General features: G+C 58.5%; 1 protein-coding gene. It reads right to left on the bottom strand.

Features of this window, described 5'->3' with window-relative positions; translation table 11 throughout:
• A partial coding sequence (locus tag DUT91_RS27670) for an integrase core domain-containing protein (protein ID WP_147272321.1) occupies positions 1–141 on the bottom strand: 141 nt, incomplete at its 3' end.
• Positions 142–426: the final 285 nt, after the last annotated feature.

Below are 426 nucleotides of genomic sequence, written 5' to 3'. Positions count from 1 at the left end.
TGTTGGCGATCTGTAGCCAAGGGCTGAGTGCAGCCGCCTGGCATTGTAGATCTCCTCGATGAACCTGGGCAAGCGTTCGGCCACGTCTGCGAAGGTCTCGTAACCGGCAGTATAGATGTCCTCCACTTTAAGGGTCTTCATGAAGCTCTCGGCTGCGCATTATGATAAGGATTGCCGACGGCGCTCATGGAACCCTGCAGACCAGCGGCATCGAGCGCCCGCCGATAGCTCTCGCTTGCGTATTGGCACTGACCTGCCACGGAACTTTCATCCAGCGGCGATTAGAGCCTCGGCGGTTTTTGAACCGCCCCAAATTTGGACCAGCGGAGGCTGGAGTTTTCCGGCTTCCCTTCAGGGAGGCGGGCTGGTTGCGCCTCCCGATTTCATCAGCGAGATCGGCACCTTGTTGCCAATCGCACCATGTGG

It is taken from the genome of Paramesorhizobium salinisoli (genome assembly GCF_003335045.1).
GTDB classification, from domain to species: domain Bacteria; phylum Pseudomonadota; class Alphaproteobacteria; order Rhizobiales; family Rhizobiaceae; genus Paramesorhizobium; species Paramesorhizobium salinisoli.
The sequence above is the reverse complement of the archived record's forward strand: the minus strand, read 5'-3'. Positions and strand labels throughout refer to the sequence as shown.